23 protein-coding genes and 1 tRNA gene are annotated in these 26,864 nt (G+C 35.1%); 8 read left to right on the top strand and 16 right to left on the bottom strand.

Translation table 11 applies throughout. The features are described 5' to 3' along the window. The 5 genes from WOCAOBSORBRA_RS00970 to WOCAOBSORBRA_RS00950 all read right to left on the bottom strand — a co-directional run. Positions 1-218, bottom strand: a 218-nt coding sequence (locus WOCAOBSORBRA_RS00970; protein ID WP_246165595.1) for a GTP-binding protein, incomplete at its 3' end; no start/stop codon positions are given. A gap of 11 nt (positions 219-229) precedes the next feature. Next, a complete protein-coding gene (gene fusA / locus WOCAOBSORBRA_RS00965) occupies positions 230-2,305 on the bottom strand; it encodes an elongation factor G (RefSeq protein ID WP_010962308.1) in 2,076 nt (691 codons plus the stop codon). Between the two features lie 21 nt (positions 2,306-2,326). Then, a complete protein-coding gene (gene rpsG / locus WOCAOBSORBRA_RS00960) occupies positions 2,327-2,806 on the bottom strand; it encodes a 30S ribosomal protein S7 (protein ID WP_007549313.1) in 480 nt (159 codons plus the stop codon). 5 nt (positions 2,807-2,811) lie between these two features. Next, positions 2,812-3,186, bottom strand: a complete 375-nt coding sequence (gene rpsL / locus WOCAOBSORBRA_RS00955; RefSeq protein ID WP_007549314.1) for a 30S ribosomal protein S12 — start codon at positions 3,184-3,186, stop codon at positions 2,812-2,814. Positions 3,187-3,712: 526 nt separating this feature from the next. Then, the gene (locus WOCAOBSORBRA_RS00950) at positions 3,713-3,865 is read right to left on the bottom strand and encodes a hypothetical protein (RefSeq protein ID WP_007549315.1); all 153 of its coding nucleotides are present in this window, start codon (positions 3,863-3,865) and stop codon (positions 3,713-3,715) included. Between the two features lie 434 nt (positions 3,866-4,299). Here WOCAOBSORBRA_RS00950 and prmC point away from each other — a divergent pair, with 434 nt between their 5' ends. Further along, the gene (prmC, locus tag WOCAOBSORBRA_RS00945) at positions 4,300-5,139 is read left to right on the top strand and encodes a peptide chain release factor N(5)-glutamine methyltransferase (protein ID WP_174515710.1); all 840 of its coding nucleotides are present in this window, start codon (positions 4,300-4,302) and stop codon (positions 5,137-5,139) included. Between the two features lie 60 nt (positions 5,140-5,199). Here prmC and WOCAOBSORBRA_RS06420 read toward each other — a convergent pair whose 3' ends face one another. The 9 genes from WOCAOBSORBRA_RS06420 to WOCAOBSORBRA_RS00905 form a co-directional block, all read right to left on the bottom strand. After that, complete coding sequence (locus WOCAOBSORBRA_RS06420; RefSeq protein WP_281346855.1) at positions 5,200-5,322, bottom strand: hypothetical protein; 123 nt, start codon at positions 5,320-5,322, stop codon at positions 5,200-5,202. 2 nt (positions 5,323-5,324) lie between these two features. Continuing rightward, entirely contained in the window at positions 5,325-6,170 is an 846-nt protein-coding gene (locus tag WOCAOBSORBRA_RS00940) for a P44/Msp2 family outer membrane protein (RefSeq protein WP_155968242.1), read from the bottom strand. A gap of 121 nt (positions 6,171-6,291) precedes the next feature. After that, positions 6,292-8,295: a type IV secretory system conjugative DNA transfer family protein gene (locus WOCAOBSORBRA_RS00935; protein WP_077188467.1), complete on the bottom strand. Its 2,004-nt coding sequence runs from the start codon at positions 8,293-8,295 to the stop codon at positions 6,292-6,294. Between the two features lie 30 nt (positions 8,296-8,325). Continuing rightward, complete coding sequence (virB11, locus tag WOCAOBSORBRA_RS00930) at positions 8,326-9,318, bottom strand: P-type DNA transfer ATPase VirB11 (RefSeq protein ID WP_065094644.1); 993 nt, start codon at positions 9,316-9,318, stop codon at positions 8,326-8,328. A 1-nt stretch (position 9,319) separates the two neighbouring features. Further along, positions 9,320-10,780 (bottom strand): TrbI/VirB10 family protein, encoded by a 1,461-nt coding sequence (locus WOCAOBSORBRA_RS00925; protein WP_174515709.1) that lies wholly within the window; start codon positions 10,778-10,780, stop codon positions 9,320-9,322. 16 nt (positions 10,781-10,796) lie between these two features. Beyond that, on the bottom strand, positions 10,797-11,597 hold the full coding sequence (virB9, locus tag WOCAOBSORBRA_RS00920) for a P-type conjugative transfer protein VirB9 (protein ID WP_174515708.1): 801 nt from the start codon (positions 11,595-11,597) through the stop codon (positions 10,797-10,799). Further along, positions 11,584-12,264, bottom strand: a complete 681-nt coding sequence (locus WOCAOBSORBRA_RS00915; protein ID WP_155968235.1) for a VirB8 family type IV secretion system protein — start codon at positions 12,262-12,264, stop codon at positions 11,584-11,586. The genes virB9 and WOCAOBSORBRA_RS00915 overlap by 14 nt, the downstream gene beginning before the upstream one ends. Before the next feature lie 72 nt (positions 12,265-12,336). Next, positions 12,337-13,419 carry a GTP cyclohydrolase II gene (locus tag WOCAOBSORBRA_RS00910; RefSeq protein WP_010082649.1) on the bottom strand — a complete coding sequence of 361 codons (1,083 nt, stop codon included), beginning with the start codon at positions 13,417-13,419 and terminating at the stop codon, positions 12,337-12,339. A 29-nt stretch (positions 13,420-13,448) separates the two neighbouring features. Continuing rightward, positions 13,449-13,536: transfer RNA gene (locus WOCAOBSORBRA_RS00905), tRNA-Leu, on the bottom strand. Between the two features lie 190 nt (positions 13,537-13,726). Between WOCAOBSORBRA_RS00905 and WOCAOBSORBRA_RS00900 the strand changes: the two genes are divergently transcribed. Next, positions 13,727-15,001, top strand: a complete 1,275-nt coding sequence (locus WOCAOBSORBRA_RS00900) for a metallophosphoesterase (RefSeq protein ID WP_006279778.1) — start codon at positions 13,727-13,729, stop codon at positions 14,999-15,001. A gap of 27 nt (positions 15,002-15,028) precedes the next feature. On the opposite strand, the gene dnaA is transcribed toward WOCAOBSORBRA_RS00900, so the two are convergent. Next, positions 15,029-16,411 carry a chromosomal replication initiator protein DnaA gene (gene dnaA / locus WOCAOBSORBRA_RS00895; RefSeq protein WP_010962298.1) on the bottom strand — a complete coding sequence of 461 codons (1,383 nt, stop codon included), beginning with the start codon at positions 16,409-16,411 and terminating at the stop codon, positions 15,029-15,031. A gap of 324 nt (positions 16,412-16,735) precedes the next feature. Here dnaA and WOCAOBSORBRA_RS00890 point away from each other — a divergent pair, with 324 nt between their 5' ends. Beyond that, positions 16,736-17,473 (top strand): type I glutamate--ammonia ligase, encoded by a 738-nt coding sequence (locus WOCAOBSORBRA_RS00890; protein WP_006280263.1) that lies wholly within the window; start codon positions 16,736-16,738, stop codon positions 17,471-17,473. Positions 17,474-17,476: 3 nt separating this feature from the next. Here WOCAOBSORBRA_RS00890 and WOCAOBSORBRA_RS00885 read toward each other — a convergent pair whose 3' ends face one another. Continuing rightward, on the bottom strand, positions 17,477-18,208 hold the full coding sequence (locus WOCAOBSORBRA_RS00885; RefSeq protein WP_155969525.1) for a hypothetical protein: 732 nt from the start codon (positions 18,206-18,208) through the stop codon (positions 17,477-17,479). Between the two features lie 175 nt (positions 18,209-18,383). On the opposite strand from WOCAOBSORBRA_RS00885, the gene WOCAOBSORBRA_RS00880 reads away from it, so the two are divergent. From WOCAOBSORBRA_RS00880 to ubiA, 5 genes are all read left to right on the top strand, one after another. Continuing rightward, positions 18,384-21,449, top strand: a complete 3,066-nt coding sequence (locus WOCAOBSORBRA_RS00880) for an efflux RND transporter permease subunit (protein WP_174515707.1) — start codon at positions 18,384-18,386, stop codon at positions 21,447-21,449. Between the two features lie 88 nt (positions 21,450-21,537). Further along, positions 21,538-23,100 carry a transcription termination factor NusA gene (gene nusA / locus WOCAOBSORBRA_RS00875; RefSeq protein ID WP_015589511.1) on the top strand — a complete coding sequence of 521 codons (1,563 nt, stop codon included), beginning with the start codon at positions 21,538-21,540 and terminating at the stop codon, positions 23,098-23,100. Positions 23,101-23,109: 9 nt separating this feature from the next. Next, positions 23,110-25,434, top strand: a complete 2,325-nt coding sequence (gene infB, locus WOCAOBSORBRA_RS00870) for a translation initiation factor IF-2 (protein ID WP_174515706.1) — start codon at positions 23,110-23,112, stop codon at positions 25,432-25,434. Positions 25,435-25,443: 9 nt separating this feature from the next. After that, a complete protein-coding gene (locus WOCAOBSORBRA_RS00865) occupies positions 25,444-25,842 on the top strand; it encodes a ribosome-binding factor A (RefSeq protein ID WP_038249615.1) in 399 nt (132 codons plus the stop codon). A 3-nt stretch (positions 25,843-25,845) separates the two neighbouring features. Then, entirely contained in the window at positions 25,846-26,703 is an 858-nt protein-coding gene (gene ubiA, locus WOCAOBSORBRA_RS00860; RefSeq protein WP_174515705.1) for a 4-hydroxybenzoate octaprenyltransferase, read from the top strand. Positions 26,704-26,864: the final 161 nt, after the last annotated feature.

Raw genomic sequence — 26,864 nt, 5'->3', positions numbered from 1 at the left:
GCATAATGCCTTTTTTCCGTCTGATACTCAACATGCGCTGTTGCTATCGTTATCCCCCTCTTCCTTTCTTCTGGCGCCTTATCTATCTGATCATACGCTACAAAATTTCCATAATGCTTTGTTATCGCTGCTGTTAACGTTGTCTTCCCATGATCCACATGTCCTATTGTTCCCACATTTACATGTGGCTTTCCAAATGCTTCCACTACTGCTGTCATAATTATTACCCTTAATTATACTCTAACTTTAACTCATCAACCACATATTGTGGCACTTGCTCATAACAAGAAAAATGCATACTATACTGCGCCCTTCCCTGAGACATAGAACGCAAAACGTTGATATAACCAAACATATTTGCAAGAGGTACCGAAGCAGTAATTATTTTACTATTATTACCTAAATCGAGCATATCAGCAACATTTCCTCTTCTACTATTTATATCACCCATAACATCACCCATATATTCTTCAGGAGTAATGATTTCAACTTTCATTATAGGCTCCAGCATTTTTGGACCAGCTTTATTTGCCATCTCTTTAAAAGCACCTTTAGCAGCAAGTTCAAAAGCTAAAGGACTAGAATCAACCTCATGAAAAGCACCATCAAGAAGGGTAGCCTTAAAATCAATCAACGGAAATCCCGAAATTATACCACCTTCTTTTATCAACTCCAAGCCATTTTCTACCCCAGGAATATACTCTTTTGGAATAGCACCACCTACAATTTTACTTTCAAATTGAAACCCAGAACCAGGCTCAAGAGGTTCAAATTTTATTTTAACCTTAGCAAACTGACCAGCTCCACCAGATTGTTTTTTATGAGTGTAATCAATTTCAACAGATTTAGTGATAGTTTCACGATATGCAACCTGAGGAGCACCGACGTTAGCCTCAACGTTAAATTCGCGCTTCATTCTATCAACAATAATCTCAAGATGGAGCTCACCCATGCCTTTCAATATAGTCTGGCCACTTTCCGCATTTACTGACATTCTCAAAGAAGGATCTTCTGCAACCAACCTATTTAGAGCAATACCTAATTTTTCCTGATCTGAAGTGGTTTTAGGTTCCACAGCAATTTCAATAACAGGCTCAGGAAATTCCATACGCTCCAATAATATAGGAAAATCAACAGAACATAAAGTATCTCCGGTGGTTGTTTTCTTTAGCCCAACTAAAGCAACTATATCTCCAGCCCTAGCCTCAGTTATATCTTCTCGGTTATTTGCATGCATAAGTAACATTCTGCCAATCCCTTCAGTTTCGTTTTTTAACGCATTTGAAACGGTAGATTTAGACTTTAATTTACCAGAATAAATACGGATAAACGTCAAGCTGCCTACAAATTTATCCGTCATCACTTTAAATGCAAGAGCAACAAATTTCTCTTTTTCTGAAGGTTTGACCTCAATTTTCTTTTCTGAATCTTTAGGATCAATTCCAACAATTACATCAACATCAATAGGAGAAGGTAAAAAGTCAACCACACCATCTAAAAGTGGTTGTACGCCTTTATTTTTAAAAGCTGATCCACATAACACAGGAACAAATTTTCCTTTAATGGTCCCATTTCTCACGCATTTTTTCAGTAAATCCACTGGCAGATCATTAGACTCAAAGTAAGTATTCATCGCTTCATCATCCATCTCAGCTGCAGCATCTAATAAAAGATTTCGATATTCTTGAGCCTTATCAAGCAAATCAGAAGGAATATCTTCATAAGAAAATTTAGCGCCCAACGTTTCTTCTTGCCATATAATGGCTTTCATAGAAATAAGGTCAATTATACCTTTGAAATCTTTCTCACTCCCTATTGGTAAATGAATAACTAAAGGTGCTGCACCAAGCTTCGTCTTTATCATATCAACACATCGATAAAAATTTGCCCCTATTCTATCCATCTTATTAACAAAGCAGATACGAGGAACGCTATATTTATCAGCTTGACGCCACACTGTCTCAGATTGAGGTTCAACTCCAGCAACTCCATCAAATACAGCAACTGCACCATCCAAAACCCTTAAAGATCTCTCAACTTCAATAGTGAAATCAACGTGACCAGGAGTGTCTATTATATTGACCCTATGATCATTCCAAAAACATGTTGTTGCAGCAGATGTGATTGTAATACCACGCTCTTTTTCCTGCTCCATCCAATCCATAGAAGCTGCACCATCGTGCACTTCACCAATTCTATTTTGCTTACCAGTATAAAATAAAATACGCTCTGTTGTGGTAGTCTTACCAGCATCTATGTGAGCCATTATCCCTATATTTCTGTATTTAGATATTCCAATTTCCATATCACAATTAATTAGCTAACATTAAAAACGAAGATGAGAAAATGCCTTATTAGCTTCAGCCATTTTATATTTTTCTTCGCACATCTTAAACGCACCACCGCGTTTATTATAAGCATCCAGTATTTCAGATTGCAAACAATCAACAGTGGTTTTTCCACTCTTTTTTCGAGCAGCAGAAGTTGCTTTAGCAATCCACCTTAACGCTAAAGAAACCGCTCTATCTTGTCGAACTTCAACAGGTACTTGATAAGTTGCACCACCAATGCGTCGAGAACGCACTTCTATAGAAGGAGTAACATTTCCTACTGCTGTCTCAAAAATTGATAACCCACCTTCGCCTATTTTCTTTTCAGCTAAAGACAAAGCGTCATAGATAATCTTTTCTGCAGTAGATTTTTTACCACATTTCATGATTGTATTAATGAAACGCATCAGCAAAACACTGCCGTAACGCGAATCAGGACTTATTTCTCTTTTTTTTGCTTTATTCCGACGAGCCATAAACTTTAACCAGATTTCTTTACACCATATTTTGAACGAGCTTTCTTTCGATTTTGCACACCACGCAGATCAAGGGCACCTCTTATTATGTGATAACGCACACCTGGCAAATCTTTAACCCGCCCACCACGTATCAAAACAACAGAGTGTTCTTGTAAATTATGACCTTCACCAGGTATATAAGCCGTCACTTCACCATACCCACTAATTTTTACTCTGGCTACTTTACGGAGTGCTGAGTTAGGCTTTCTAGGAGTTGTAGTATACACCTTAGTGCAAACACCTCTCCTTTGAGGGTTGCTTTTTCCCAAAGCTGGTACCTTTTTCTTATGGGTCAATCCTAATCTACCCTTACGTATTAATTGATTTATCGTAGGCATATGTTATAAACTCAAGCTCATTAAAATAACTAAGTTTTTAGTTATAAAATAATAAACCTCAATAGTCAATATAAAAATAAACATTACTACTCTAATAATTAAGCTCAACTGCCTTGAAAGCCATCAGTAGACTTCTTGCACTACCTCCCAAGCCACAACTGTCATTCAGTAGAAACGAAAAAACTTACTTGACACCCTTCGCCAGCCCCATTATCATGGTACTGAAGGTATTCATTTATCTTCAATCTGTGCAGATTAAATGACAACAGTATTACGTAATTGGCGTCTTATTTTTAATTTTTTGCACTATGCACACTTTACGTCTTCACAACATTTCTGGGTTTTTACCTATATAAGCTGAAACGCGCTTATAAAGCGTTTAAGACAGTATAGTACGCCAATTTGCAGGATTAGAGAGTGACAACTAGCTAATACGGGATATCTTTTGCCTTTTTTTCTGCTTAGTAAATTTCTTAAACATTTAAACTAAGGTGAGTTGCATTTAAAAGCAGCTAAATTGCAGTGTTTAAGACTTAAAAAACGCCAATACTGAAAATAGACAATGACTAGGGCTTCTTTTGCCTTTTTTTTGCTTGGTAAATTTCTTAATATTTATGGCAACATGAACTGGGCAGGAAGGTGTCATTCCAGTGCTTGACACTGGAATCCAGTTTTCCATATAATCTCATCGAAAATGTTGTAACCACTTTCTGTACTAGTTTGCTTGCTTACAAGCAAACTTTTCTGGATCCCAGTGTCTGGGCACTGGGATGACAGGGGAGGAAGGCTACTTGGATGACACCATTCTTTTTCCTGGATCCAAGTAGTCAGGGCACTGGGATGACAGGAGAAGGTACTAGGATGACACCCTGACCTCGTCGTCCCGCTACGTGTTAGCGGAATCTAGAGATACCGTGACGGTATGACGTAAAGCTCGCATTAGCTATACTTTTATGCTCACCAACTTAGCTGGATCCAAGTAGTCAAGCTACTTGGATCTGCAAATTGCAATGTTCGTACAGCTGCGTGCTTGACACTGGGATTTAGTGCAGCTACCCTAAACTGGAAGCTCATCTTGCTATTTTTGGCTGAAAGAAACATATTTTTAGAATAATGAAAACAATCAGCACTTTAATTCAAGAAGGATCGGAGTTATTATCGTCACATAAAGTTGAATCACCACATTTAGATTGTGAAATCATCATGCAGCACGTACTTGGAGTGGAAAGATCATTTATAATTGTGAACCATGCTGATCAAGTGCCGATGGAGAAAGAACTTTTATTTTGGAAATTAACAAAAAAAAGAGCGGAAAGATATCCAATATCGCAAATAATAGGTAATCGTGAATTCTGGAGTAAAAATTTTATAGTTAACCAGCATGTTTTAGATCCAAGGCCAGATAGTGAAACAATAATCCTAGCAGTGTTAAAATATTACCCAAACAAAAAACAGAAACTAAAAATTGCAGATTTTGGTACAGGCACAGGTTGTTTATTGATATCCGTACTTAGTGAGTATGAATATGCTGTTGGCGTCGGTTTTGAAAAAAGCTTGGAAGCATATAAAGTTGCCTATCAGAACACAAAAAAACATGATCTTCTCAGCAGAGCCAAAATATTTCCAAGTTCGTGGACAGAGTGCAGAGGTTCATTCGATCTTATAATCAGTAATCCTCCATATATTAAAAGAAGCAAATTGAAAGACTTGCAAGCTGAAGTGCAAAAGGAACCAAGAATTGCCCTTGATGGTGGTATTGATGGTTTGAGCTGTTATTTGAGTATTTTTCCAATATTGAGAAAGTGCCTTAAAAAAAATGGGTTTGCGATATTGGAGGTAGGTGAAGATCAAAATGATATTGACAAAATAATACCCTTGTATGAACTAGCTTTTCAGGAATATGTATATGACTTAGCGGGAATGAAGAGATGCATTGTTGTGAAAAGAACATAGCTAATGTTTTCTTGTATTATCTCCTTCATCCCATATTATCCTATATCATCCCAGTACCCTCTACCTCATCATCCCAGTACCCTCTACCTCGTCATCCCAGTGCGTGACACTGGGATCTATATTTACTATGGTCAAGCCATAGGATGACAGGAACGGTTTTATGCATTTTTTAAAGGGCAACATGTTTAAGCTTTACTAGCAAAGTGGAAAGTAAGGCCAGCCTCTATGCCGTGTGTGTGAAATAGTTGATTACCTATATTTATTTCCTCAGTTACTTTGTTACCTGAGCTAGGATCAAGCTTCTTTTTTCCAGCATTATGGCCGTCTACCACTTGTCCTAACCTTTTTGCTGTAAGCTTAATATCGCTACCAATAGCACCAAAACCTCTATATCCGATATGCATATTTACATCTTCGTTTATGCGATAGTCAAAGCCAGCTTTTAATTGACCTGCGGGTCTTATTGACGGTTTTTCAAACATCGTCATTCTTGTTGCACCGATCCCAATACCAACGTAAGGAGAAAAAGAGAAACGGTCACTTTTCCAATGATGATAAACATTTGCCATTACAGATATGTTCTCAATTTGGTCATGACTAACTGCAGCACTATAGAGATAAGTTTCTTTATCAGGATCCTCACCAGTCTCCTTTAGGTATGAAACAGTTATTTGGCTACTTGTTAAACCAATATTATCCACTTTTACAGAAGAATACATCCCTTCCAATTCAGCCCTATAGCTGTTGTTACCCAATTCCCCTGTGTAACCAAATGCCACATTTGCAGCAAAAGGTGGATTATAATCTCCTTTATACTCACTTAGTGACTGACCTTCTGTGTTCTGAGCACCCCTGTCATTTATAGACAAATTTTTGATACCTGTAGTGCTTGTTTTTAGTACGCTTGTGTTATTTAAATATTGACCGTAATACCCACTACCAAAGTAAAACCCTTCTGTTTCACTTGCAAAAGATTGTTGTGACAACAATAAAGCAAATGCTGTAACCGCTAATGTTTTTTTACTAATCATTACTACTCCCCTAGTTAAAATAGCTAATCTAATACTAATTAATTAAAAATGGCTTAATATGAAAAACCTAATTATTTGCATAACTTGCACTTTTCTGAGCTAAAAATAGGCAAAGTTAACCTTACTTCTCGTCATTTTTTAATTTATCCTCATCTTCAAATTCATCCTCCTCTTCTTCGTCATCAAACCCATCATCGCTCCTATCCTCATCTTCCTCGTCATCATCTTCAAACTTATCGTCGATATCTTCATCATCAATATCTTCGTCTGCAAATTCATCTGATTCATCATATACTGCATCTTCGGTTTTAGTTTCAGCAGGATAATCAACTGAATTAGGTCCCTCAAGAACATTATTCCCCTCGTTATTAACCTTATCTTTGCTCGCAGCGGCAGAAAGAACTTTGTTTGGGTCATATGGTTCTTGTGTAGGCACACGAGTTTGTTTGAGCAGCCTTCTTGTGAAGGTGGTATCACTGTAGTACAAAATTTTCTTTGATTTAATTGGGTAAGTCGACTCTATTAAAATTATCTGATCGTCACGTGGCAACATAATAACTTCTTGAGGCAATAGCAATGCTCTCTGTATTTCAGAGATATGTAATGACCTTGAAGCAGGATTTAAATCTAAAAATTTAGGCTTATTCAACGATTCTTGTTGTACAGTTTTGTTTCCTATAAGTTGCGATATTAAATTAGCTGTTTCAATATTATTGGCTGCAAAAGTTATTCTGTAAGTCGAGTTTGACAAAAAGGAGTTCATCCCTGCTTCTTCGTATATTCCTTTGAGCTGCTCAGTATCTTGAACAATTAAGAATAACCTAACTCGATAACCACGAAAATATGCAATACCTGTTTGAAATTGCTCCATTTTTCCAAGTGTAGGAAACTCATCCATTAAAAACAATACGCCATAAGGCTCGTCATCCGATGGCAATTTTCTACATAAAAACTCAGTTGCCTGTTGGTAAAAAACCTGCATTAAAGGCCTGAGCCTAGTCAAGTTGTCAGGAGTTAAACCAACATAAACTGTAATTTTCTTCTTTTTAAAATCTAGAATATTAAAATCACTTGACGCAGTTGCAGTATCAATCAATGGGTTTGCCCACAATTCAAGTGATGAGTTCATGGTTGATACAACACCTGACCTTTCTTTATCAGCTTTTTGTAAAAAAGCTGCAATATTCATATATGCTACAGGGTGTAGTATTTTACCCATTGTATCAAGAGCAACAGCAAGATTATAAACCACGTCATCACTACGCATCGTACGCACAACTTCACCAAAAGATTTAACTTTCTCTGGTGCAGCAAGTAAGTATAATACCACTCCAACAAATAAGCTTCTTGCTTCATTCTGCCAAAAGTCTTGTTCAGGCATGATTAGGTTAGCTATTTTCTGCACATCGTCAACCATCTGCCCAGGTTTTTCACTAATCCATTGTAATGGATTGTAACAGTGACTTATTCCATCTGGCTGCGCTGGATTCCATACGTATACTTTTTGTCCTTGTCGTTCTCGCCAACCACTTGTTATTTCATAGTTTTCTAATTTTATGTCGTGTACAATTACCGAGTCAGTCCAAAATAATAAATTAGGAATTACAAAGCCAACACCCTTACCAGAACCTGTAGGTGCAAATAACAATGCATGCTGAAACCCATCAGAAATGAAGTATCCTCTTTTATCTTTACCAAGCAATAATCCCTTTTTGCTTCTTAATCCTGCTTTTCGTATGTCTTTCTCTGATGCCCACTGCGAATCTCCATGAAGTGATTCCTTCTTTTTAAATGGTCGCCACTCAATTATCCTTTCTCTTAAATTCCATAAGATAATCATTAAAACAATGATAGGCAGTGCAGAAGATATAATTAATGTGATTTTGAGCTCAAGGCTATATAACTCTGGATGATGCCAACAATATTGTATATGATCAAAAATCGTTGGCCAAAGAGCTTGAGGGAAAGGCGTCAAACTAGGATTAATTGCCTTAAAATCCACAGCATCCGGACCATCAGCAAACAGAACAAACAATATACCAGATAGATAGAAGCAAAACTCAAGTACGCTAAAAGCTACTACACCTCCTATGAGAATATTACGTAGGTGATTTCCATTACTCATAAACTACTCTTCCTTAACTTATGTATAAATTTAAGCATTTTCGCTCGCAGATCTAGTAAATAATATCTCAGAAATGCTTCTTTTGCCCCCACCGGTTCTTTTTAGCTGAATAACAATATCAATCACATTTCTAATGTATGGTATAATTTGGTCTGGAGGAATGCCAAGATTTGCCTGCATAACCATCAATTTTATTTGCTCAAGGGCCATTGTTGGACTATCTGCATGAAGGGTTGATATTGATCCAGGGTGACCAGTATTTATCGCCCTGAGAAAACTAAAAGCTTCCGCTCCACGGAGCTCACCAACTATTATTCTGTCTGGCCTTAAACGTAAGCACGCTTCTATCAAATCTTGAGTGGTTACTTTTGCTCTGCCCTGCCCTCCTTTAGAGGCAATTAGATGGACTTTATTGGGATGATCGTTCAAAACGATTTCCCTTGCATCCTCAACAGTAATAATTCTTTCCTCAGCTGGAATAGCACGCAAAGTAGCATTAGTAAAAGTAGTCTTACCAGTGGAAGTTCCACCACTAATTATAATATTTTTCTTACTTATTACAGCGTATTCTAAAAACTCTTTTATTTTTTTTTGCCTTAACAATAAATCCAAATGACGGTCAACTGGATTATCAGTTGCTTCTGTAACAGTTTCAGAAAAAGCCCCCATTTTTTCGTAATCATCGAGTGCTAACTGCATGCTAGAAGGCTTACGAATCGACATGACTACTTTATCAGGTTCACATGCTGGCGGAAATACTATCTGTATACGATAACCATTTGGTAATGTTGCCGAAAGTAACGGCGCTTCTTCGCTAAGTTTTTGTTCTGTAGCTTGAGCAATCAGTCTGCCAAGAGATTTCAAATGGTTAAGATCGAATACTTCTAATTTTTCACACCTTATTTCACCGCGATTTTCAATCCATACTTCCTTTGGCTTATTTATTGATATTTCATTTACGCCTTCTTCTTGAAATATGCCTTGTAATGGCTCCAAATATGTATCAAGTGCAGCATAGTTCATTTCATTGATTTAATATTGCCTGTGGAGGAAATACTATATCTTGGTTAACAAATACTTTCAATGCAGTGCCTTGATCAACATAAATAGTTGGTTTTTTATCTGTATATCTGCCCACTACATCCCGCATATCTTTAGAAAAATCCTCGATTGATTTCCCGATTGCTTCATCATAAACAGACTTGCTTTTTCTTTGAATTTGTTCTAACAGTTGATTTACAATTTCCAGGCTTATATTTACCTCGTCTTCTTCAATTCCTAGTGCTTTTGCTATTTCCTCTTTCATTATTTTTAGTAAATCTTGTCTGCTTTTGGCACTCCGAATTCTTCCGATAGCCCCAAGGCCTAATTTCCATTTGTCACTAGATATCTTCTTTTCTGGGTCAATAATGAGTTGGAGAGAAGAAAAATCTATTTCGGTTGCAGTGATAGACTTTACTGCATCTCTGATAGTTAGCGTATCAACAAGATTAGAAGCCTTTTGCCCTATAACAGCAGAACCAATCGAAACACCAGCAAGTGTCACTGAAGAGAATAACGCACTTACTATTTTGTTATCAACTATTCCTGCTATTCCTGCTCTACCAAGCTCGTCAGTACTAAGTGATGAGATTGCAATATCTATTCCATGTGGCAGAATCACTCTATTCCAGTTTATATTTACACGAGATTTAGCAACATTCGAGTCAAATGAATAACTGCCTATCAATCTTGAGCCTTTAGGTATTAAAACTGTATCACCAGTTTCTGCATAAACATCTCTACTCACCATAGCACGCAGCATTCCTTGCAGATCAGAGTTTATTGCAGTTTCAAGAACAGCATCAATAATTTTACCTTGAGTAATCATTAAACCAAGCTTTCCTACTCTGGTAGCTTTGCTCGATTGTGCTGAAGTGTCGGATAAAATAGCATCAGCAGCCTTGTTCTCTCCACTACCACCTGAAATTGTCAACATCTGTGCACTACGTCTGTCTCTAGGATAACCGCCACCCCCTATTGTAGGAAACGAGGTAGGTAAATTGCCCATAACATTACTAGAAGGAAAATTTTGCTTTGGCAAAATAGGTATATTTGACACAGGAGTTTCTTTTGGTTTCTCTTCTTCTTTTTTCATCACTTCTTCTTTTCTAATTTGTTTTATTTCTGGTATGATTAGTGGTGTAGGAAGAGGAGGTAAGGGTGGTAAGGGATCAGTTATTATTCTTTCAGGAACCATTACATTATCTGGAACTTGTTCCAACTTTCCTTTCAATTCTTGAACGTTTTGCTTTGTTTCCTCTTTTTTAATAACTTCTGAACCCTCTTTAGGAGAAGGACTAAAATAGAGATAATACACTCCACCAGCCAGAAGCACTAAAATAATGACCATCAATGCCCTATGACCTTGATTAGAGCCAACTGTTACTACCTTATTCTCTATTTCTGATTCATCTTCTGAATTGTTACGCCTTTCTTTATTCATATTGCATGTACCACAGCTAAAGTGACCTATTTATAATTTCAACTTCACCATCTTCATAACGCATAAATAGCTTTTTATGTACTCCTTTTATTATAACATAATCATCAAATAACAGCCTTTTACAAGGTTTATCCTCCCCTTCTACAAAAACCTGAGGTATTTTATTATTATTTCTAAATTTTAAATAGGTTAAATAACCATCATCAAATAACTCGATCGGAACTATATCCGCATTACCACCTTCATCAATATATGTATAATTGTACTTCGTATCATTTTCTTGTATTATTTTTTCTAGCTTGTCTGTAGTATATTGCATTTGAGTAGGTAAAGAAACCTCATCTAAATCAACATCAAATTCACCTTCTTCTTGAGGATAATAAAAACGTACTACGTAAGATATATCCTTTTCAGCAGAATAATCGTGATCTACTTTCTTAGCATCAGTATCCGGGTATTTATCGTAGTTTGGCCTTGAGATTAAATCAAAAATGTAATTTCTTTTTTTAGTTGTCGTAATAATCATGTTAGTGCGACTACTAACTTCAAATGGCATGATAAGCAATTTATTGTCATAAGGATTAATTTTCCAACTTGATGCATCACCAACAGCGATATTTTTAACTTTTTCTCCTTCCGCAAATTCAATATAAGAATAGTAACCCTGACTAAAAACCACCGTAAATACTTCATTAGGGCTATACACAAAAGTCTTTATTCTACTATCTATAGAAATAGGCTCATTATAATTAATGGATGCGTTTAAATTGCCACTTACAAGTAAAGCTAAAACTAATAATATCCTATACATATTCATCATCTACTCTATATGAAATAACTTGAAATCCTAATGGGTTAATATATCTTTGCTGATCATCCATTTCAAGCGATGCATATCTATATGACATAATAACTATCTTATTTTTTCTCGTAGAACTTCCATCTTTCCGTGTAAATTCCACAAAAAATCTCACCTGAAGAGCATCGTTACCCAACTTTTGAATTGAGCGAATTTTAAATTCACTTTTGGTATCTGAATATAAATTAAAAAGATCATCCATATTCTGCGATCCTACATAATTTCTAAATTCATTATACACATTAGGTGAGGAAAACAACCTCACCTTTGTATAATAGTTATAATTATAATGATATGGATCAAAAACCTCCCTTGCTTTTATATACTCTGAAATAAAATAATCGTTTAGCGCTTCATCTGCAGAATACTGTTTTACTGTGACAGGATCAACCAATTGCACTATTCCTGATTTCTTGTCAATTTCTATAACAAATGGCTCAATAGTGCTACTTGTGCTAATTTTAAATATGACTAATATGCTGATAGAGATCGTTGCTAATAATATTAATGCAAATAAAAGTAGAATATTCCTTTGAGCAATAACTGTGCTGTAGCGGTTTGAATTCCAATTTATATCCTTATCTAAGGATTCAGTATTTTTTTCTTGCTTAAAAAATCTTAGCATTTTAGTATTCCTAAAAATCTTAACTTATGTTAATAAACATAGCAAATTAACAAAGTAGTTACAGCAAAAAAGCTAAAAAACTCTTAATCTATGGCCTAATTTACCAAACTTTGTCTCCATATATGAATCGTTATATTTATTACGTTCCACAATAAGTGGTAGACACTTTGTAACTCCTATACCACTACTTTCCAATTCTGACAATTTCCTATCATTGTTTGTAAGTAATTGGATTTTGTTAATGTTCAATTTCTTAAGCATTTTAGCTGCAACAGCAAAACTCCTTTCATCATCTTCAAAACCCAATATTCTATTTGCATCAACAGTATCAAGATTATGTCCTCTTTGCATACTGTACGCTCTTAACTTATTAGTTAAACCAATGCCTCTTCCATCTTGCATCAAATACAATATAATACCACTTCCAGAGTCAGCTATCATTTGAATTGCTTGATGTAACTGACTTCTGCAATCGCATGACAAGCTATCTAACAAGTCACCCGTATAGCACGAAGAATGAATTCTCACTAATGGTTCGTCATCTTTATCTGGATTGCCAATGATAATTGCATGATGTTCTCTTCCACCACTTTCGGTTCTATAAGATATGATATTTACTTCTTGAGTCTGTTTTAAAAATAATGATGTTTTGCACACTTCATATACATCCTGATTTTCTTGAAAATTATTTATGAATGACGTGTCCAGTGCAATAACGTCATTTTTCTCGCACCAATTTCGCATTTCATGGTTATTCTCAAAAGTCATATCAGCCACTAACGCGTATGGCAATAATTCTGAGAACTTAAGCAAGGCAATAGCACATTCATCTATTGTCTTTGAGCATTGCAACTCTTTTATGCAATCTTCCTTTGAACAGTTTATTAAATAGAGCAGTTCATCAAAATTATTCACCAACAGACGTTTGCTGTTATGTTCTTTATTCTGAGATATGTATTTTACCTTACTTGAAGTTAAAGTAACATATACATTACTTGATGTAAGCTTGTATTGATTAAATAAATCTCTTTCTAAAGCCTCAGCAGCAGCAAACAATAGGTAATTACTTTCATCATATATTACAATTGGCCGACCGCGCCTGATTTCGCTGATAGCTCTTTCTACCTTATTGCTACTCTGATTTCCTATAAACATTTTTACCCATATTAAACAGCGATAAAAACTGGTGCGGCCGAGAAGACTTGAACTTCCAAGGCCTTATGAGCCACAGCGACCTCAACGCTGCGTGTCTACCAATTCCACCACGGCCGCACTATATTCTAGTTTTTATATAATTATTTTAAATTACTTAATCATTTTAGAATTTTTCATCTAGAGTGTCAATCTGATACTAGAATAATTTAGAAATTGTTTGTATAATTTGATTATGAATTTTGTGATTATAAATTTTAATCATTTAAGATAACCTTACTACTAATTTTTAACTTAGGTTTTTATACAAATGAATATAGCTAATATCTTTATTTTTTTAGCTCTCTCTCTTATAACTAGCTTTCATTTCGTCCATGCACAAATATTATACACATGGTCTCAAGTTATCCCAGAAAATAAACTAAGCATACGCGCAATTACGGACAATGACATGTGTCCCATTGTTTATGTTGATGGCGAGGAAACAGAAATGCTGAATCGCAGCTCAATTAACAATGGTGATCATAACGAAACAGTTTGTGAACTGACAGTACAAACAAGTGCCAAAAACATTAGTATTGAGGATCTACGGGTTCCTATATTACCAAAAAAGGTTAATAAAATTGCTTTCATTGGTGACACGGGCTGTAGAATAAATATGTTATTTCAGCAGGAATGTAATTCGGTAGATAGCTGGCCTTTAAAAAAAAATTTAGATTCAATCGCCCTTCATAAACCAGATTTAATTATCCATGTTGGTGATTATCATTATAGACAAACAAAATGTAGAAATACAAAAAAGTGTGGCGATATTTATGGATATAATAAAGAAGTTTGGTACGCTGATTGGTTTGAGCCTGCAAAGGATATTTTATCACAATCCCCTTTCCTTTTTGTTCGTGGAAACCATGAGAGTTGTGATAGAGCTTATGAAGGATGGTTCAGGTATCTAGATTCATACCCCTTTTCGTCTGAAAAATGTGGAAACTTCGTTTCTAGTTGGTCCTTAGATGCTGGACCGATGAAATTTTTTATCTTCGACTCTTCATCCGGTGAGGATATTTTTACAACCCAAAGCACAATTGATGCTTTTGAGAGGCAATTTGATAAATTGATACAAAATAGTTCTGACAAGCCCATGTGGTTTTTAACTCATAAACCGCTTTGGAGATCTCCAAAAAAAGAATTTTTGACATTAAAAAGCCATGGTAATCTTACACAAATCGAAGCTTTTGGAGATAAATTTCCAAGCAATGTTACTACCATAGTTTCTGGCCACATTCATATAGCCCAGATTTTATTAATGGATAATGTTCCAGACCAAATTATAGTTGGAAACGGTGGTGCATCATTACACGCTCAAGATCAAGAATCTGTTTATCAAAATGTAGAATTTGACTATTTAAATGGTAAAAACTACTTAGCACACGAGGTTAGAAACTTTTTTGGCTTTGGCTTTGCAATACTAAATTTAGATGATCACGAATTTACCTTCTATAATCAACACAATAAGGAAATGTATTCTGCGAAGCTAACAGAAGATTTTAAACTTAAACGGATTAAAACTATAGTCGATTCATTTTAGGATTTGTTATTAGCTATTTTAAAAACGCTACTTAAACATTTTTTTTAATCGATTGATTTCATCAGCAAATTTTGAGTCGGTCTTTATAAAATTTTCTACTTGTTTTACTGCATGTATAACAGTAGCATGGTCTCTGCCACCAAAGTTTCTCCCAATATCTGGTAGGCTTTTTTGCGTAAATTTTTTGGCAAAATACATAGCTATTTGTCTTGGCCTTGCAAGACTGCGAAGCCTTCTATTGGATTGCATATCTGCAACCTTTATATTGAAAAATTCAGCTACTTTCTTTTGTATTTCTTCTATTGTGACTGACCTATGATTTGACCTAAGAAGATCGATTAGGGTTTCACTAGCTGATTCTACCGTCATACTTCTTCCAATTAATGAGGTATGGGTAACCTTATTTAATGCTCCTTCTAATTCTCTTATATTAGATTTTATGTTCCTTGCTAAAAACTCTAGGACATCTTTCGGAACATACATATTCATCTGCTCCACTTTTGCCTGCAATATACCAAGCCTTAATTCAAAAGTTGTTTCATTAATATCTGCCACCAACCCCCAACCGAGTCGTGATTTTATTCTTTCTTCCACTCCATCAAGATCACTAGGAGACCTATCAGCTGATATAACCAATTGTTTATTTTGGTCTATCAATGCATTGAAAGTGTGAAAAAATTCTTCTTGTGTACTATCTTTACCACTGATAAATTGCACATCATCTACCATCAATACATCTACTGATCTAAATTGCTCTTTAAATAACATAATATCTTTGCTTCGCAGCGCTGTAATATATTGGTACATGAATTTCTCTGCTGATAAATACACCACTTTTCTTTTTGCTGATGGGGAATTGACTATGTGCCAAGCTATAGCATGCATTAGATGTGTTTTACCAAGTCCCACTCCACCATATAGAAACAAAGGATTGCTGCCTAATATTGGATCTATAGATTCTGCCACACGCTTTGCCGCCGTAAATGCTAATTCATTTGGCTTTCCCACTACAAAATTATCAAAGGTGAACCTTGGATCCAGCGGTGAACCAAGATTATGATTACTTTCCTCTCTGTTTTTTAGTATAACATTAAAATTTGAATTCCTCTCCTCAATTACTTGAATATCAATAGAACGTATACTTTTATCTTCGCTTTGCCATAATGATAATATTTTTTTCATGTAATGAACTGTAATCCACTCTTTTATAAACCTTGTTGACACGGATAAAAGAACTTCCCCATTTCTGCTACTGACAAATTTTAGTGAACTCAGCCAGCTATTATATGTTGCTTCTCCATAAAGATTATAAAGACAATTTTGGATTTTTTCCCAAGTAACATTGTGATCCGTTACTGTAATAATCTGATCAAAAAACATAGTAGAAACCTTAGGGCTAGTTAAGTTCATATACCACACCAAGAAAAAAGCAATAATTAGAAAAATAAGATAATCAATAGCTTACTGCAAAATGAAAAGCTAATACTACTTAATACATACTAAAAATTATGGTGATTTTTTGATGGGTTGTAAAGGGTATAAAAACATTAAAATTGATCATTTTTATTTCAAAAAAATGATCAATTTGTAAATGTCGCTTGTATCGAGGATTAGAAGCATGCTATTAAAAACAGTAATACATTATGTATAAATAAGATGTTAAATTTACTGGCAAATAAGTAAAGTATTCATATAAATATAGCTAACCTAATATAGATTTACTGAAGCAAATTTATGATTATATTAAGTAATTTGAGTTGTTATGCTGTATTCGGTATTGAACTAGAGTTTTACATTGAAGGAATAGAAAAAGAATACTTATTTCTGAATAGCATCAAAAATAAAATAGCATCTCTTGAATTTTCTTGCGAGAAGGAGAATTCTACACATCAGTATGAGATAAAAAGTGGTTGTTATACGAACTCCTACAATTTAATTAAGCATTTTGAGTTAGCAAAACAATCACTTACTGAAACAGCACAAAAACTAGGTGGGAATGTTTCTTTTAAAGCAAAGCCTTATTTGGATAGAGCAGGCAGTGCATTAAATGTGCATGTTAATCTCGTGAATTCAAATAACGGTAACTTATTTTATATCAATGAGCAAAAGTACAGTGACTATCTGATTCATAGTATTGGTGGATTATGTGCAATGATGAAAAAACATATGTTGTTTTTTGCTCCAAATGATGATTCATATTTAAGATTTCAGTATCCGGATATTCACACTCCAACTACGATTAGTTGGGGAGTAAATAACAGAACTGCTGCGATAAGAATTCCCTATTTTGGCAACGATTTCAAAAGATGCCGCCTAGAGCACCGCGTTCCCGGAGCAGATTGTGACCTTGAAAAAGTACTCACAGCAATAATTGAAGGTATGGTTTTTGGTATAGAGAACAAAATTGCTCCGCCAAATAGGGTCTACGGCATTGCATCTGATCCTCAATATGAGATGGAGAGGTTAATATAACAACTATCTATCAAATCCTAATCCGTTAAACCCCTTTTGGGTAATTGGCTGTTTTAGCATTTTTTTTACATCATTATCTACATTTTTGCACTGTAATAGCAAGTCTAAAGCAGATAGTTTCTGCGTGCTTTTAGATTCAAGCTCTAGATTGCTTAACACTTGCCCAGGAAGTGGATTACCAGGCACATCCATGTGCTCAGGAAGAGGTTTCATCTGATTCTTTATAGAGCTAGAGTTATTTTGTGTAAGAGTTTTATCATTTAGCATGCTAAGAACAATTTCCTCAGGCACTACCATAGTTTTTGTATAATCAACAGGATTACTATTTTCAGCATCTATAGTCACATGAATTGGTTCGCCAAACGCATTTATAGGACCACCAAGTGATCCTTTCTCCATGCGTTCTTGTGCTCTTTTCCTTATTATTTCTTCTTCTAGCTCAGTTTCAGTTCTTTTTGGTTCTTTTACGGTATCTTTTTCTTCACCTTCATCAACACTGCTATACCCTTCATCTTCTGAAACTTTATCTCCTGAAACACGAGTAATTTCAGCTTTAGTTCTTATTTTATGAACCAGCGAAAGTAATAAGTAAGTAACTGCAGCGGCAGAAACGATAATGGCTATCTTTGCGGCAATGTGGATTGCTGTTAAAAATATTAAAGCTGATAAAGCTCCAGCTAATCCAGACACAATAACTTTATTTTTGCCCTTTGTTACATTTAGAATTGCCACCATAATAACCTCTCAAATACTGTTCTAGAATTATTATACAGGAATTTTCTTATACTTGCAATTTTGCGAAAATTTTAATTATTTGCGTAAAGTTTTAAAGCTACACAAGGATTAATTAATATGCAATGTATCTCGACTATAATATTGTACAAACACACATATTCAGCTAACATTCAACATGCAGAGCTTACTCATAGAGCGAAACAGGGCGGTGGTATTATTACTTATAGTAATTTTTATCTTCGGTTCATACGTTTATGTAAAAATGCCAAGGGAAAGCAATCCTGATATACAGATTCCTATAATCAGCGTGTTTGTTGGACTTCCTGGGATTTCTGCTCAAGATAGTGAAAAGCTATTAGTGCTTCCTATAGAAAATGAACTAAGATCCATCGAAGGTGTAAGAGAATTGAGAGCTTTTGCAACTAATGATGGTGCTCACATGATACTCGAATTTGGAACAGAGTATGATAATAAAGAAGTACTCGATAATGTTCGTTCAAAGCTTTCAAACATAAAATCGAAGTTACCTGTTGAAGCGGAATCTCCGATAATCAATGAAATAAACTTGAGCTTATTTCCGATACTCAATGTCGGCTTAATTGGTAATTTGCCAGAAAGAGCCTTAACTGAAATAGCACGCAAGCTAAAGAAAGAAATAGAATCTCTGCCAAATGTTCTCAAAGTTGAAGTGGCGGGTATGCGTAAAGAAACAGTGGAAGTTATAATTGAGCCCACAGTTCTAACAAAATATAACATTCAATCAAACGAAATATTCCAAGCTATATCAAGCAATAACAGACTAGTGGGAGCTGGGTCACTGGCCGGTAAATATTCGATTAAAATATCAGGGTTATTAAAAGATATAGAAGATATTATGAATATTCCTATTAGATCTCAAGGCGATGCAGTTTTGAGAATCAAAGATATAGCAAAAGTATACCCTAGGTTTGAGGATCACCAAGGGTTTGCTCGCATTAATGGATTACCTAGTGTCGTGCTAGAAATTTCAAAACGTAATGGAAAAAACATAATAGACACAGTAAATCAAGTAAAATACTTAATGGATAAGGCAAAAGATCAATTACCTGAAAATTTAAAAGTGGTGTACTTAAACGACCAGTCAAAAAACGTCCGCGATGTGCTTGATGACTTGGAAAACGGCATAATATTCGCTGTGTTGTTAATATTGATCATAATGATGCTTTCGATGGGAACAAGGATTGCTATTCTTGTGGCACTCTCGATACCCGGTTCCTTTCTCATTGGAATAATAGCTCTTTACTTTATGGGCATCACTTTAAATATCGTTGTGCTCTTCAGTTTAATCATGGCTGTTGGCATGCTGGTTGATGATGCAATTGTGATCAGCGAATATGCCGATAGAAAGATGATCTGCGGAATGGACAAAGTAGAAGCTTTTTACACTTCAGTTCGTGATATGTTTTATCCGGTTCTATCATCAACGTTAACTAAATTAGCAGTGTTTTTTCCTCTATTATTCTGGCCTGATACTGTTGGTAAATTCATGCAGTACATACCAATTACAATAATTCTAACTTTGACTGGATCGCTCATTATGGCTTTGGTTTTTATACCAACACTTGGTGCAATATTTGGTAAGCCTTCGATAACTTCAAAAAAAGAAATAAAAAAAATGAGTGCTATAGAAAGTGGTGAAATAAAAAATGCTGGGCCTATAATAAGAGCTTACGTACGCATGCTAGAGAAGGTTTTGGATCATCCTAAAAAATTCGTATGTGCTACTGTATTCGTTTTGTTTTCATTTAGTGTGCTGTACTTTACTTTTGGTCCTGGAGTAAAGTTTTTTCCGAAAGTGGATTCAGATAATATTTTAATCAGTGTTAAAGCAAAAGAAAGCTTATCAGCCAAAGAACGAGATCTGATACTCAAAGAAGTGGAAGAACGCATTTTGAGCATTGAAAAAGAAATTCATGTTTCTTATGCTAGATCAGGAGCATTTTCAGACAACGTTATCGCCAGAATACAACTAGAACTTATGGATTGGCGCTTCAGGCGCAAAGCTAAGCACATACTAAATGATATAAGGAGCAGTGTGCAAGACATGAAAGGAATAATAATTAATGTTCAAGAGGAAAAGCCAGGACCGTCGGCTGACAAGCCAATACAAATCAACCTCAGCGGGAGTGCATCCAGTTTGAATTTAGCAGCAGAGAAAATTCTAGAAATTATGAACCAACCTTCATCCGGGTTTATAAATATTCAAGATAGCAGATCAGCACCTGAAATAGAGTGGAATATGAGTGTTGATAAGAATAAGGCTACAAGCTCTGAAGTAAGTGTTGCAACCATTGGCGATTTTATAAAGATGGTTACAAATGGAGTGTTGATTGGAAAATATAGACCAAATAACACGGATGAAGAAATCGATATTGTACTCCGTTTCCCTGGAAAGGATCGCAACATGAAGACTATAGACAATCTTTTTATCAATACAGTTAATGGCCCGTATCCTATGAGCAATATAGTAAAATATGCTCCCGAAAAAAAGGTAAACAAACTAAACAGGATTGATGGATTACGCATAGTGACAATCTCTGCTGACGTTGATACTGGCTATCTTGTTGATGAAAGAGTAAAGTTCATTCAGAATTCTATTGCCCAGGATTGGGACAAGGGAGTAAAAATTGATTTTAAAGGCGACAAAGAAGATCAACAAAAATCAGGAGCATTTTTGTTAAAGGCTTTTATATTAGCGATTACACTAATGATATTGGTATTAGTGACACAGTTTAATAATGTATACCATACATTTATCGTAATGACAGCAGTGTTTTTATCCACAACATGTGTGTTTTTTGTTTTCTTTCTTATCCAACAAGTTTTCGTAGTTGTTATGTGTGGAGTGGGGATAATTGCTTTGGCGGGAATTATAGTAAATAATAACATACTATTGCTTGATGCCTTTCATCACCAAATTAAGGTACACAAAAATGACATCAAGCGATGTGTAATAAACGCTGCAATTTCTCGCGTTAGGCCAATATTGCTTACCGTTGCAACCACAGTTCTTGGTTTAATACCGATGATTACCAGGTTAAATATCAATTTTTTTACGCTACAAATCACATATGATGCTCCATCAAGCCAGTGGTGGGTTGACATTTCAACAACCATAGCAAGTGGAATATTGGCTGCAACGGTTTTAACTTTATTCTTTACTCCTGCGTTGCTTGTTATACAAAAACATGAAAAAACTTGACTTAAATTAGCAATCATTTAACATTTAAGATAGTGTTCTTTGCCCGTTGGAGCTATAATTATAACTAATTACATTGGATTTATTTATTATGATTGCTAATCGTAAAAGCAGTGTTAAGCAGAAAAGTAACAAGAATAACATAGTTGGAAGCCTTGATGTAATAAAAACAGCAGGAGAGCTTTCACTTCAAAAAGGTTTAGATTTTGATGTTGTAATAAAGGCACTAGAAAGTGCTATAGAAGCAGTGGCTCATCAAAAATATGGTAGCAAAAGTAAAATTGTAGTTGATATAGATAGAAACACAGGCAAAGTTACTTCATATAGAAAACTAAAAGTTATTGATGATGAATCAAATGAAAAAGAGAATACCGAGTGTGAATCAATTACGCTTACACAAGCTAAATTAATAAAAGGAGATGCAAAAGTTGGAGATACTGTTAGTGAATTACTCTCTCTTAACACTGATCTTGCTTCAGCAAGAATTGCCCAGCAAAAGATTGCTCAAATAATTAAAGATGAAGAGTCAAAAAAGCAATATGAGGAATTTAAAGATAAGGTGGGAGAAATAAGGTATGGTATTGTTAAACAAGTAGAATATTCAGATCTTATTATAGACATAAATGGCACTAGGGCATATCTTCCATTGCGAAATTTAACTGGTGGTGAATCATTTCGTGAAGGTGATAAGGTTAAAGCTTACATACAGACTGTTAAGCGCTCTGATGATGGACGTCAAATTATTCTTTCTAGGACTCATGAAGGCTTTTTGGAGGCATTATTAAATCAAGAAATACCAGAAATTGCTGACGGATTAGTGACAATTAAAGGTATAGCTAGAGATGCTGGTTCAAGGTCTAAGGTTGCCGTTTTCTCTCCCGACAAGAACATTGATCCAGTAGGTGCTTGTGTTGGAGTTAAGGGAGATAGAATAAAAACTATTATACACGAATTAAATGGTGAAAAAATTGACGTTATAAATTACTCCTCAGATTTGGGTCAATTTGTTATTAAAGCCATTACTCCTGCAGAAGTATCGAAGGTTATTATTGATGAAAATGAAAATTGCATAGAGTTAATAGTTGCTGAAGATCAATTGAGTTTAGCGATAGGAAAAAAGGGCCAGAATGTAAGATTAGCTTCAGAGCTTGTTGGATGGAAAATTGAGATATTAAGCACTCAGCAAGAATCAGAAAGGCGAAGTAAAGAACTTAGTCAATGTTCAGCTTTATTTGCTGAAGCTTTAAACTTAGAAGAGATTATGGGTCAGCTATTGGTAACAGAAGGTTTTTCAAGTGTAGAAGACATATCTAGCGCTTCAATTAAAGAGCTTGCTTCAATAGAGGGCTTTAATGAAGATATTGCAAACGAACTTCACAATAGAGCAAATAAGTACCTGAAAGCAGAAAATGATAGAAAAATAGAAGAGCTAAAAAGTTTAGGTATGGAGGATGATGTAATCAATTTAACTTTATCAATAGACAATAAAATTGCTCTTAGTAAGCATGATATTAAGACTTTAGAGGACATAGCAGATTTATCAAGTTATGAGTTTTGCAGCATACTCTCTTCCTCATCCGATAGCAAAGAAGATCTAAAAGATACAGTAGATTCAATAATCATAGAAGCACGTAAAAAGCTTGGATTAATATAATAAAATAATATGAATAATGAAGATATCAGTGATAAAAAATTAACGCTCCAAGGTTTAAGCAAGCTTAAATTAGACCTCAATTTAAACTCTTCAGCTAGCCCAAGTACTGGAGCTACAGTAGTAAAAAAAAGAAGAAAAAAATCTCATGATGCAGAAGAACATAATTTATTTGACGAGAGTAAATTAGGTTCTTTAACAGAGAAAGAACAAATTTTTCGCATTAATGCTGTGCAGAATGCTGCTTTGCTGAAAGAAAGAAATCAGAGAGAAGAAAAAGAGAAAACAGCAAAAGAAGACAGCAATAAAGAGATTGACGAGAAAAATGAAGCGGACGCTTTATCTAAGGAAATAAATAAGCAAGTTTTAAGTAATACCCACTTAGTTGAACCAAAAGAAGATAGTATTGACCATGAGGACAACGATAAAAAGTCTTTTAAAGTCAACAAAGATATATATTCTAAGCATTCTAAACTGGTAATTGCACAGGCAATAGATGAAAAAACTGAACAACCCCCTGTATTTAAGCAAAGGTTTGGTATAAGAGGTAGAAAGTCAAAGTTTACTAAGGGTAAAAATATATCAAGAGAAGTTATTATACCAGACAAAATAACTATCAGGGAGTTATCTATTCGCATGGCAGAAGATAGCAAGAGTGTGCTAAAAATGTTCAAAGAAGAAGTCGGTGAGAGTTATAGAGTAGATGATCTGGTGGATCCAGATATAGCATGTGAAATAGTGGAAAAATTTAATCATACGGCTAAACGAGTGAGCGATACCAACAGAGAAAAAGATTTATTTTTTATAGAAGGCAGAGAAAGCCTGCCTAAAAAACCTAAACCACCAATCGTCACTTTTATGGGACACGTCGATCATGGTAAAACCTCATTGCTCGATGCATTTCGTGAATCTAATGTTGCAGAAAGAGAGTCAGGTGGCATAACTCAACACATAGGTGCTTATCAAATAACGACAAAAGATAAGCAAAAAATTACCTTTATTGATACACCAGGACATGAAGCGTTCACTGCGATGCGTGCACGTGGTGCCAATATTACTAATATAGTTGTAATAGTAGTTGCAGCTGACGATGGAATCATGAAACAAACAGTTGAAGCAATAAATCATGCAAAAGCAGCAAATGTTTCCATTATAGTTGCTATTAATAAAATTGATAAATCTGAGCCTGGTGATGTAGAAAAAATAATTAATAGTTTGCCTCAATATGATCTCATTCCTGAAGAGCTTGGTGGTGATGTTATGATTGTGCCAGTATCAGCAAAAAAGAAAACTAATTTAGATAAACTAGAAGAGACGATTTTGTTAATCGCTGAATTAATGAAGCTAGAAGCAATAGAAGATTGTCGAGCACTTGGATGGGTAATAGAATCCAAAATAGATAAAGCGAAAGGAATATCAGCTACATTGATAGTTGAGGAAGGAACGTTAAAGGTTGGTGATATATTGGTAGTTGGTACAACATACAGTAAAGTACGTAGTATGGTTAATCACCTTGGTCAAAGAGAAAAAGCAGCACTACCCTCTGCTCCAATTGAAATTACTGGTCTAAATGGTGTACCAAATGCTGGAGATAAATTTGTTGTTGTAAATTCTGAAAAGCAGGCACGTGAAATTATTGAACATAGGTTAGAGTTAATCAAGAAAAAAGAAGAAAATTTAGATGAGGATGATTTAGATATATTCAGCCGTAATAACAGTGAAATAGAAGAACTATCTGTAGTTTTAAAGTGCGATGTAACTGGTTCTATTGAAGCAATATCAAGTTCAATTGATAAACTCGGTAAAGATCAAGTGAAATTAAATATCCTACACAAAGCAGTAGGAGGGATAACAGATTCAGATGTGCTGCTTGCAGAAGCATCAAGTGCAGTAATTTTAGCTTTTAATGTAAAAGTGGACTCAAAAATAAGGGACTTGGCAAAACAAAAAGGTATAGAAATACATACTTATAACATAATATACGAGCTCATTGACGACATGAGAATGTATTTAACTAAAATGTTAAAGCCTGTTACACGAGAGGTTCGTGTTGGTTCTGCATCTGTAAGGCAAATATTTAATGTATCTAAAGCTGGTAATATCATTGGATGTTATGTAAGTGATGGAGTCATAAGAAAAGATTCTTTAATTAAGGTAATGCGTGGTGGCAAATTGGTGCATGAAGGAAAGTTAAAAGCACTACGTAGATTTAAAGATGATGTTAAAGAAGTAGGTGTAAACTTTGAATGCGGAGTATCACTAGAGGGTAATGTCGATATTAAAGTTGGAGATATTTTGGAAGCTTATCAATTAGTGCAAGAAGAAAGGGTGTTATAGTAGCTGGATATGAAAAAGGAAATTAGAAACCTAAAGATAGCATCGGTATTGCATAGAGCAATATCAAGAATTCTAATGGAAGGTAAGGTGTTCAATAAAAATGTAGCGGTATCTGACGTAAAATTAAGTAAAGATTTGAAAAAAGCAGATGTATATATTGTGTTATCTTCATTGAATATTCAAGTAGCTGACTACTTAGATCCAGAAAAAAGACGCACTGGAGATCCTTCTGAGAATAATTGTGATATTAACACTGTTGTTAATGAAATGAACCAGTCTGCATGGTCAATACGTAAATCTATATTGTGTTATGTTGATTTGCGATTTATACCTGAGTTAGTTTTCAAGCCTGATTTAGCGTTCGATAATTTTGTTAATGTAAGCAAAATATTACATAATCACACTTAATTAATGTATTTCAACCATTACTTTTCATTAATGAGGTTGCACAGTTTAACAGGTTTGTGGCTTGTGCTATTTCCCAGTTTGAGCGGTATTCTTTTAGCCTCAACTTCTCTATCGTATCAGGTTCTTTTTCTCCTTGTTTTGTTTACTATAGGTGCATTTTTAATGAGACCTGCAGGGTGCATAATCAATGACATTTTCGATAGGGAAATAGATGCGCACGTTGAACGAACAAAATATAGGCCACTTGCAAGTGGTGCATTAAACATAAAGCAGGCTTTGGCTTTACTTTCACTGCTACTGTCTATTGCCCTGGTAATCTTATTATTAACTAATAAAACTACACTTATACTTGGAATAATCTCAATGTGTATTATAGCTACTTACCCTTTATTAAAGCGGTATGTTTGGTGGCCACAATTGTTCTTAGGGTTTACCTTCAATATGGGATCGCTCATGGGCTCAGCAGCAATAACAAACCAGATCAGTATAGAATCCTTGCTGTTTTATATAGGATGCGTCTTTTGGACACTTAGCTATGACACCATATACGCCCATCAAGATAAAAAAGATGATGAAAAACTCGGGATGAAATCTACCGCATTATATTTTGGTGATACAACAAAATCTTGGTTGAAAAGATTTTATTTAATATCTCTTATAACGTGGCTATATGCTGGTATCTTATCATCATTAAATAACATTTTTTATATTGCTCTACTTGCTGTAGGGTTCATATTTCACCGCCAATACAAAAATTTCAATCCTGACGATCCCAGTCAATGCATGTCCATATTTAAAAATAATTCCTACGTAGGGTTGCTTCTCTTTTTTGGCATCCTTTTAGATAGAATTATCACCTAGGTCTCAAGAGTTTTGGCTCTAATGAAGTCAATAAACTCAGGTACTCGCAGAAACGAAAATTGCTTGACAAACTCCGCCAGCCCTCTTATCATGAAACTGAAGCTATTGTATTTGCTTTCGCCAATCTGCAGATTAAAAGGTAAGGATTACTTAATGTATCG

The sequence above is a fragment of the Wolbachia endosymbiont of Cardiocondyla obscurior genome, assembly GCF_902713635.1.
In the GTDB taxonomy this organism is placed as follows: Bacteria; Pseudomonadota; Alphaproteobacteria; order Rickettsiales; family Anaplasmataceae; genus Wolbachia; species Wolbachia pipientis.
This window is presented reverse-complemented; position numbering and strand designations above follow the sequence as displayed.

What these genes read in the sequence shown, in the direction of transcription:
- fusA (WP_010962308.1), bottom strand. Translation starts at nt 2,305, where the DNA reads ATGGAAATTGGAATATCTAAATACAGAAATATAGGGATAATGGCTCAC.
- rpsG (WP_007549313.1), bottom strand. Translation starts at nt 2,806, where the DNA reads ATGGCTCGTCGGAATAAAGCAAAAAAAAGAGAAATAAGTCCTGATTCG.
- rpsL (WP_007549314.1), bottom strand. Translation starts at nt 3,186, where the DNA reads ATGCCTACGATAAATCAATTAATACGTAAGGGTAGATTAGGATTGACC.
- WOCAOBSORBRA_RS00950 (WP_007549315.1), bottom strand. Translation starts at nt 3,865, where the DNA reads ATGGAAAACTGGATTCCAGTGTCAAGCACTGGAATGACACCTTCCTGC.
- prmC (WP_174515710.1), top strand. Translation starts at nt 4,300, where the DNA reads ATGAAAACAATCAGCACTTTAATTCAAGAAGGATCGGAGTTATTATCG.
- WOCAOBSORBRA_RS06420 (WP_281346855.1), bottom strand. Translation starts at nt 5,322, where the DNA reads ATGTTGCCCTTTAAAAAATGCATAAAACCGTTCCTGTCATCCTATGGC.
- WOCAOBSORBRA_RS00940 (WP_155968242.1), bottom strand. Translation starts at nt 6,170, where the DNA reads ATGATTAGTAAAAAAACATTAGCGGTTACAGCATTTGCTTTATTGTTG.
- WOCAOBSORBRA_RS00935 (WP_077188467.1), bottom strand. Translation starts at nt 8,295, where the DNA reads ATGAGTAATGGAAATCACCTACGTAATATTCTCATAGGAGGTGTAGTA.
- virB11 (WP_065094644.1), bottom strand. Translation starts at nt 9,318, where the DNA reads ATGAACTATGCTGCACTTGATACATATTTGGAGCCATTACAAGGCATA.
- WOCAOBSORBRA_RS00925 (WP_174515709.1), bottom strand. Translation starts at nt 10,780, where the DNA reads ATGAATAAAGAAAGGCGTAACAATTCAGAAGATGAATCAGAAATAGAG.
- virB9 (WP_174515708.1), bottom strand. Translation starts at nt 11,597, where the DNA reads ATGAATATGTATAGGATATTATTAGTTTTAGCTTTACTTGTAAGTGGC.
- WOCAOBSORBRA_RS00915 (WP_155968235.1), bottom strand. Translation starts at nt 12,264, where the DNA reads ATGCTAAGATTTTTTAAGCAAGAAAAAAATACTGAATCCTTAGATAAG.
- WOCAOBSORBRA_RS00910 (WP_010082649.1), bottom strand. Translation starts at nt 13,419, where the DNA reads ATGTTTATAGGAAATCAGAGTAGCAATAAGGTAGAAAGAGCTATCAGC.
- WOCAOBSORBRA_RS00900 (WP_006279778.1), top strand. Translation starts at nt 13,727, where the DNA reads ATGAATATAGCTAATATCTTTATTTTTTTAGCTCTCTCTCTTATAACT.
- dnaA (WP_010962298.1), bottom strand. Translation starts at nt 16,411, where the DNA reads ATGAACTTAACTAGCCCTAAGGTTTCTACTATGTTTTTTGATCAGATT.
- WOCAOBSORBRA_RS00890 (WP_006280263.1), top strand. Translation starts at nt 16,736, where the DNA reads ATGATTATATTAAGTAATTTGAGTTGTTATGCTGTATTCGGTATTGAA.
- WOCAOBSORBRA_RS00885 (WP_155969525.1), bottom strand. Translation starts at nt 18,208, where the DNA reads ATGGTGGCAATTCTAAATGTAACAAAGGGCAAAAATAAAGTTATTGTG.
- WOCAOBSORBRA_RS00880 (WP_174515707.1), top strand. Translation starts at nt 18,384, where the DNA reads ATGCAGAGCTTACTCATAGAGCGAAACAGGGCGGTGGTATTATTACTT.
- nusA (WP_015589511.1), top strand. Translation starts at nt 21,538, where the DNA reads ATGATTGCTAATCGTAAAAGCAGTGTTAAGCAGAAAAGTAACAAGAAT.
- infB (WP_174515706.1), top strand. Translation starts at nt 23,110, where the DNA reads ATGAATAATGAAGATATCAGTGATAAAAAATTAACGCTCCAAGGTTTA.
- WOCAOBSORBRA_RS00865 (WP_038249615.1), top strand. Translation starts at nt 25,444, where the DNA reads ATGAAAAAGGAAATTAGAAACCTAAAGATAGCATCGGTATTGCATAGA.
- ubiA (WP_174515705.1), top strand. Translation starts at nt 25,846, where the DNA reads ATGTATTTCAACCATTACTTTTCATTAATGAGGTTGCACAGTTTAACA.